The 7359-nt window shown below is 68.7% G+C and carries 5 protein-coding genes; all 5 read right to left on the bottom strand.

Going from position 1 to position 7359, the window contains the following annotated elements; translation table 11 throughout:
• Positions 1–190: 190 nt before the first annotated feature.
• The 5 genes from ACE3TL_RS16045 to ACE3TL_RS16025 all read right to left on the bottom strand — a co-directional run bounded on the left by ACE3TL_RS16045 (position 191) and on the right by ACE3TL_RS16025 (position 7155).
• Positions 191–1408 (bottom strand): OprO/OprP family phosphate-selective porin, encoded by a 1218-nt coding sequence (locus tag ACE3TL_RS16045; RefSeq protein WP_374579672.1) that lies wholly within the window; start codon positions 1406–1408, stop codon positions 191–193.
• 98 nt (positions 1409–1506) lie between these two features.
• Entirely contained in the window at positions 1507–3108 is a 1602-nt protein-coding gene (locus tag ACE3TL_RS16040; RefSeq protein WP_374579671.1) for an acyl-CoA synthetase, read from the bottom strand.
• A gap of 147 nt (positions 3109–3255) precedes the next feature.
• Positions 3256–3990, bottom strand: coding sequence for a LuxR C-terminal-related transcriptional regulator (locus ACE3TL_RS16035; RefSeq protein WP_374579670.1), 735 nt, complete (start codon positions 3988–3990; stop codon positions 3256–3258).
• A gap of 235 nt (positions 3991–4225) precedes the next feature.
• Positions 4226–5971 carry an ATP-binding protein gene (locus ACE3TL_RS16030; protein ID WP_374579669.1) on the bottom strand — a complete coding sequence of 582 codons (1746 nt, stop codon included), beginning with the start codon at positions 5969–5971 and terminating at the stop codon, positions 4226–4228.
• Positions 5971–7155, bottom strand: coding sequence for an FIST signal transduction protein (locus ACE3TL_RS16025; RefSeq protein ID WP_374579668.1), 1185 nt, complete (start codon positions 7153–7155; stop codon positions 5971–5973). Before ACE3TL_RS16025 ends, ACE3TL_RS16030 begins: the two co-directional genes overlap by 1 nt.
• Positions 7156–7359: the final 204 nt, after the last annotated feature.

The following is a 7359-nucleotide window of genomic DNA, read 5'->3' as shown; positions in this document are numbered from 1 at the left end:
GGGGGGGGGGGGGGGGGGGGGGGGCGGGGGGGGGGGGGGCCCCCCCCCCCCGGGTCAAGCTCAGAGCAAGCCGCTCGGCCCCCTCCACCGGCTGCGCCGGTCCCCCTCCCCCGCTGCGCAGGGGAGGAAAACAAAGCTGGATCGCATATGCGATCGCCCTGCCTCCGAGGGGGAGCAATCGCGGACCGCTTCAGAAATTCACCTGTAGCCGCCCGGCCAGGGCCTCGCCCTGGTCGGCGCCGGCATAGGGGCCGGCGGGGTGCACGACCTTCCAGCGGCTGACATTGACCATCAGGCGCATCCACGCCTCCAGCCGCCAGTTGACGCCCAGGGTCGTCTCCTCGCCCCACGCGCCCTGCGGCGCGTCGGTATTGTCGAGCCGCTGGTAGCGCACCGCCACCTCCCAACCGCCGATCCCGCCCTTCGACACCGGCTCCAGCGGCGCGATCTTGCCGACATTGCCAAGCTTCGGCGCATAGGTGCTGGGATCGCCGGTCACCATCCAGCCGGCCGACAGCGACACCGCGTCGATCTGCACATGATCGCTGCGCGTCTCCACATCGCGCCGCCCGGCCTCGGCGAACGACCAGAACGGCCCCCTCACCCCGCCCAGCTCCAGGCCGTAGCCGTCGCTGGACCTCGGGTCGCTCAGCACGCCCAGCGGGACCTTCAGGTGCTCGTTGTAATGCCCAGCCCAGGTCGTGGTGCGGGTCAGGCCGGCCATGTCCGACGGAAAGTCCTCGTGGAAGCCCCAGACGCCCAGGTGCGCCAGGCCTCCCTCTCCTAGCAGCGGATTCCAGTGAGCTCGCGCCAGATAGGCCTGCGTCCCGCGCGCCAGCTCACGATTGGCCGGATCGTGGCCGGCCGCCTGCACCGCCACATGCCAGCCCGGCCCGAACACCTTGCCGATCGCGCCCCAGCCATAGAAGCCCTTCAGCGGCGCGATGGCCGTGGCGACGGTGTTGCGCTCCATGAACGGCGTGCCGTCCGAGCTGCTCGACCCGTCCAGCCCCCGCTCGCTGAGCCGGTTGCCCAGCGTCAGCTCCACGTCATGTCCGGCCAGCCGGTCGCGCCAGGCTACATAGGTCCCGCGCAGCACCGGGTCCCCGCCCGTGAAATCGCCCTCGACGGTGTAATAGAGATGCTCGCCGACCATGCCGTCGACGCCCAGCCGCGCGGCCCGCACCTCGCTGGCGCTCAGGTTGCGCGCGTCATGGCGCGAGCCGCGCGTAGCGCCGATGTCCAGCAGCAGCCTCCCCTTCGGATGGATCGAAACCTCTCCCTCCGGGCTGACGAACTGCCGCCCGGCCCCATCCCAGGTCAGCAGCGAATCGGCCGCCGCCGGCGTCGCGATCCCGCCCGCCGCCAGCACCCCGGCCATACCCCATGCCGCACGCTTGAAAATCACCGCCTCCCCAGGGACGCATTCCCTCGTCCTCTAGACGCAGAGGCGGCCAGTCCCAACAGCGGCTTTTCACGACGGCCTTCAGAAAGGCGCTTCGCCTCTCAGAGCTGGGCTTCGGCGCTGGCCTTGGCGGCCGGGTAGTCCGCCTTGCCGTTGGCCGCACGCAGGTTTCGGTCGGCCACCACGATCCGCTTGGGGGTCTTGTAGCCGGCCAGGCTCTTGCGGACGTGGCTGCGCAGCGCCTCCTCGTCCAGCGCCCCGCCCTCGACCAGCCGCACCACGCCAGTCACCGACTGCCCCCACTTCTCATCGGGTAGGCCGATCACCAGGGCGTCCTCGATCGACGGATGGGTCTTCAGCGCTTCCTCGACCTCCTCGGGGAAGACCTTCTCGCCGGCGGTGTTGATGCAGGCGCTGCCGCGCCCCAGCAGGGTCAGCGAGCCGTCCGCCTCGACCACGCACCAGTCGCCGGGGATCGAATACCGCACCCCGCCGATGGTGCGGAACGTCCGCGCGGTCTTCTCCTCGTCCTTGTAGTAGCCGACCGGATTGGGCGGGCCGATCGCCACGATGCCCGGAACGCCCGAGCCCGGTGCCACCGGCTGGTCGTGCTCGTCGAACACCTTGCAGCGCTCGCCCAGCATGAACTTGGCGGTCTGGACCTCCATGCCCTTGGCCATCATCGACTGGCCCATGCCCAGCGCCTCGGATGAAGAGAAGGCGTCCGACAGCACCGCCTGCGGCATGTGCTCCAGCATCCCCTGCTTGACTTCGTAGGACCACATCACCCCCGACGAGAGGATCATGCGGATCGAGGAGACGTCCCAGCGGCCGGGATTGGCGTTGAGCGCGTTGAGGATCGGCGTGCCGAACGAGTCACCAACGATCACCAGGCTGTCGGGCTTGTGCCGGTCGACCGCGTCCAGCAGTTCCTCGGCATCGAACCTGGCGCCTTCCAGGGTGATGACCGTGCCGCCCGACAGCATCACCCCCATGCCGGTCAACAGGCCGGTGCCGTGCATCAGCGGCGGCGCGGGCAGGATGCGGCCCTGCGACCCAACCGTCCTGGCGTGGGCAGCCAGTTCCTCCAGCGTCTCGGGCACCGTGCCCATCTTGCGCGCCGCCATCAGGGTGATCTCGCGCAGGTCGTCATGCGCCCACATCACGCCCTTGGGCATGCCGGTGGTGCCGCCGGTATAGATGAAGAACTGGTCGTCGCCGGAGCGCTGGATGTCCAGCGCCGTGCCGTCGCCCTCGGCGGCCAGGTCCTCGAACCGCTCGGCGAACTCGGCGATGGTCCCGTCCTCGCTGACCTCGACCCAGGTCCGCACCTTGGGCAGGCGCGGGCGAATCTGCATCACCGCATCTCGGAACTCCGAAGCGTAAACTACTGTCTGCGCATCGGAATTGTCGAAAATGTACCAGACCTCTTCGGGCGTGTAGCGGTAGTTGACGTTGACGTGGGTCAGCCGCGCCTTCCAGCCCGCGGCCACGGACATCAGGTATTCGGGCCGGTTGCGCATATAGATGGCGATCTTGTCGCCGGGCTGCGCACCCCGCGCGATCAGCGCCCGCGCGACGTTGTTGGTCGCGGCCCGCGCCTGGCCCAGCGTGACCGTCCGTGCGCCATGGATGAAGGCCGGATGGTCCTGCGGCAGGACCGGCTCCACCGCGTCGAGAATATCTCCGAAATTCCAGGGCATTCCTCACCTCCCATTGGCGCGCCGGTCTTCGCCGGCTGCATCCAAACTGACCCGACGCCTATCGGGCCTTCTTGACGTAACGGAATGGAATAGCCCCGTTCGCCGCCGCGCAAGATCGCCCGCGGGGAGGATCGGCGTCCAGCGGCGCTAGAGTTGCTCGCCGCGGCGGATCGCGGCCGCCTGCATCCTCGTCGCGACGCCGAGTTTCCGCAGGATTTCCGACACATGATAGCGCACGGCCCGCTCGCCCAGGTTCATGATCGTGGCGATGTCGAGATTGGACTTCCCTTCGGCGATCCAGTTCAGGATCTCCTGCTGCAGCGGCGACAGCGACCGCATGGCGAGCGCTTCGTCGACCGACACCTCCGGACAGAGGCCGAGGATTTCGGCCTTTCCCATCGCCGCGGTCCCCAGCGCCTTGGCCGCAAGGTCGACCAGCGGGCCGAAGGGGCGGTCGCTGAACGCCGCCAGGGCCAGGGCGCTGGCCGTCCCCGGTCGGCGAGCCATCGGCACGATCAGGCCGGTGGCGACGTCGTTGGCGGCCAGGAAGTCGGCATAGCTTCGCTTGCGGAACGCGTTGGGACGGTCGAGGTCCGAATTCCACCAGAACGCGGCGCTGGCGCTCTCCATGCGCGGGATGACCGTATCGTCCTCGAACCATCCGAACCGATCATAGTCGTGGAGGAAGGCCGGCGCATACGACGTCAGTGTCGAGTCCAGCATAATGTCAGGATCGACGGTCTTGTGGCACGACATCATGAAGGCGTCGAATCCGAGATCAATACATCCAGCATTGACGGCGGCATGTAGACTGTCCTTGTCCGCCGCCCGATAGATCGCATCGGTGAATGCGACCATCGTCTCCACGATCTTCTTGTCCACCTAGGCCTCGCTGCGCCTCGAATCGATCAATCGGTTTCCTCCTTGGGATTTTCTACCTTTCCTAGATCACGCGGCCAATCATATGCGCTGCGATAGACGCCGAACGCCGCCCTCGGCGCGTTCCATGGCAAGTAGAGTCAGACACCTGCATTCGACAATACGGCCGCAGCTCCACGCCAGGCCAAGAACTTCACCCGTTGATCGGTGGTTTCACCTGACCGCCGTATTCGGCCGTTCAGAGGCCGAGCGCTTGTTGCGCAGGCGGCTCTTCGTCCCCGCACAGCATCATCAGTTGGGTCAAAAGCGCGCCGGGATCGATCGGCTTGGAGACATGGGCGTCCGCCCCGGCCTTCAGCGCCTCTTCGACGTGATGGGTCATGGCGTTCGCCGAAACCGCGATGATCGGCGTCCGCGCCAGGCCCTGCGTCCGCTCGCGCGCCCGAATGGTCCTGATGGCGGTCAGCCCGTCCATGACCGGCATCTGCAGGTCCATCAGCACCGCGTCGAAGTCCTGCGCCAGCAAGGCATTGCAGGCTTCCTGGCCGTTCTCGGCGAAGCGGACCACCGCGCCGGTCATCTCCAGGATCATCCCGACGATGCGCTGGTTGTTCGGATTGTCCTCAGCGACCAGCACGTTCAGCGCCGCCGCCGCCCCGGCCTGCTCGAAGGGCCCTGCCTCCCCCGAGGACGCCGGCGCCGCCAGGGGCGCCAGGAAGGTGAACTCGAACTCAGCCCCGCCGCCGGCGCGCGGGCGGCCGATCACGTCACCGCCCATCAGCCTGGCCAGGCGGCGCGAAATGGCCAGGCCCAGGCCCGTCCCGCCGAACTTGCGGGTGATGGAGTTGTCGGCCTGCTCGAACCGCTCGAACAACCGGTCCGAGACCTCCGGCGCAAAGCCGATGCCGGTGTCGCTCACCGTGATGGTGACGCGCCAGGCCCCGGTCTCGCCGGGCTCGCCGCCGATCGTCAGGAAGACCCCGCCCGCCTGGGTGAACTTCAGCGCGTTGGAGAGCAGGTTGTTGACCACCTGGCGGATGCGCAGGCTGTCGCCCTCGTACCATTGCGGGGCGGGCCGCATGTCGCGGACCTCCAGCCTCAGCCCCTTCTCGTCGGCCCGCGTCTCGAACAGATCGATGACCGAGCGCAGATCGCCCATCAGGTCGAAGGGCCGCGCCTCCAGCCGCAGGCCGCCGCTCTCGACCTTGGCGAAGTCCAGCACGTCGTTGAGCAGCCCTTCGAGCATCCGGCCGGACGAGCGGATAAGGTCGACCATCTCCCGCTGGCGTGGGTCCAGGTCCGTCCGGCCGAGCAGGTCGGCGACCGTCACCACCCCGTTCATGGGCGTGCGAAGCTCGTGGCTCATATTGGCAAAGAACTGCGACTTGGCCTCGTTGGCCCGCACCGCGGCCTCGCGCTTCAGCTCCGAGCGCTCGATGGCCTCGGCCAGTTGCCGCTGTCGGCCGGCCGCCAGGGTCTGCGACACCACCAGCCCCAGCCGCACGACCAGCGCCAGGTCGCTGGCCGCATAGGCGCCGTGCTCGCCGCCGCAGAGGATCAGCAGGCCGCGCCCACCCAGGGCCGCGACCGGCGCCAGGATCGCCCCAACCGCGCCGATCTGGTGATCGCCGCCGCCCCACTCCGGCAGGCGCGAGAGGTCCGGAACCACCGCGCCCCTCCCGGCGGCGACATGATCGAAGAGCGGACCGCGCGCCCACCGCCGGCCGATCAGCGCCGCGTCGGTCGAAACCAGGCAGGCGAAGTCCTCGCCCTTGGGCTCCAACACGATGGCGGTGCGGAAATCCAGCGCCGACCTCAGCAGGTCGAAGGTCCGGTCCCAGGCGGCCGCGGGATCGTCGTCCACCCGGATCGCCTGCAAACCGCTCAGCACCAGTTCGAGCTCGCGCAGCCGCGCATCCTGGGCCGCCAACCTCTGGTTGGCGGAGGCCAGGGCCTCGCGAAGATCCTCGACTTCCTGCTTCATCAGCCGAAGGTCACAGCCGAGACCATCAGATTGCCGTGGCGGTTGCAGCTATCGATGATCGCGCCCTGCTCGCCGAAGGTGAAGGCGCCCAGGAAGGGCGAACCGTCCATCGCCTCGCGGACCTGTTCGGCGACCTCGTCCATCCGCTCGCGCACGTGCAGCATGCAGCCGCCGCAATAGATCACCAGGGCTCCGATGGAGCCTTGTCCCGACCCGCTGCTGCTGGCCATGGCGTCGCGCACGACCACCGCCGCGCGCTTGACCAGGGATTCGGGCGACCCGCGCATCAGGTGCACATGGTCCCCCTCGGCGATGTCGGTGAACAGCGACAGCTCCCCGCCCACGCCCAGCAAGGCCGGGTGGGAGAGGACGAACATCGGCACGCTGTCCTGCCTGGCCGCCACCCGCCCCAGGGGCGTTGGCGTGCTCTTGGCCAGGATCATCCCGGTCTCGAACGCCGGGACCTCGCCGCCAGTCCAGCGGCTGTAGACTTCAGAGGCCGGCTTGTTATCGATTTCAAGCACCCGGCGGCCGTCCGCGCGGGTCACCACGCCGGTGTCGCCTGTCGGCGCATAGCCGCTCTGGAAGGCCGCGCCATAGGGGGCGCTGGGGAACAGGGCGGCGACCACCACATGGTCGGCCAGCACGCCGTCGTTGGAGAACTGCCGCCAGCGCCCCTCGATCGCCTCGTCGGCGCTGCTGCCGCCGACGATCGGGGTCTTGGGACCTACGATGGACTGGATGCCGTCGATCACCTGCTCCTCGCAGCCGGGCGGCTGCGAACACCAGATCAGAATCGGTGCCTCATAGTCGCGGCCCGCCGCGCTCAGCGCTTTCTGGATCGCCTCGGCGCCGGCCGCGAACGGCGATGCGGCCAGGGGCGCGGCCCCCACGCCATAGGCCCCGTCCGGGTCGCAGATTCCCAGCAGCCCGATGGCCCCATGGACGCCAGTGTGGAACCCGGCCTCGGTCATCACGCCGCCGCAGGAGGTGCCGCCGATGAGCTGCGCGCCGGGCGCGCCCGCGGCCAGGGCCTCGATCAGCGCCGGATCGGCATGGTGTTCGGTCGTATAGACCACCAGGAAGTCGGGCGTGCTTCCCAGCGCGGCGACCAAGGCGGAGATGGCCTCGCCGCCGCCCTCGCCGGCGCCGGCCTTCAGACTATGGCTGGTCGCTATCCGCATTGATCGCCCTTGCATCCCGCGTCGCCCCGACAAGTCCACCGGGGCGTTCGCATTCCGATCTTCCCTCACCAAGCTTTAGGTTCGGTTAGCCGCGCCGGCTTTCCCGGCGCGGCCCCTGCAGCGCCTAGAGCGTGTCCCGCTTGCGATGAATCGGAAGTGATCGCGGGTTGGGTTCCCTGAAGCAGCGGATCGTGAGTCCCTGAC

The sequence above is a fragment of the Phenylobacterium sp. genome, assembly GCF_041920015.1.
In the GTDB taxonomy this organism is placed as follows: domain Bacteria; phylum Pseudomonadota; class Alphaproteobacteria; order Caulobacterales; family Caulobacteraceae; genus Phenylobacterium.
The sequence above is the reverse complement of the archived record's forward strand: the minus strand, read 5'-3'. Positions and strand labels throughout refer to the sequence as shown.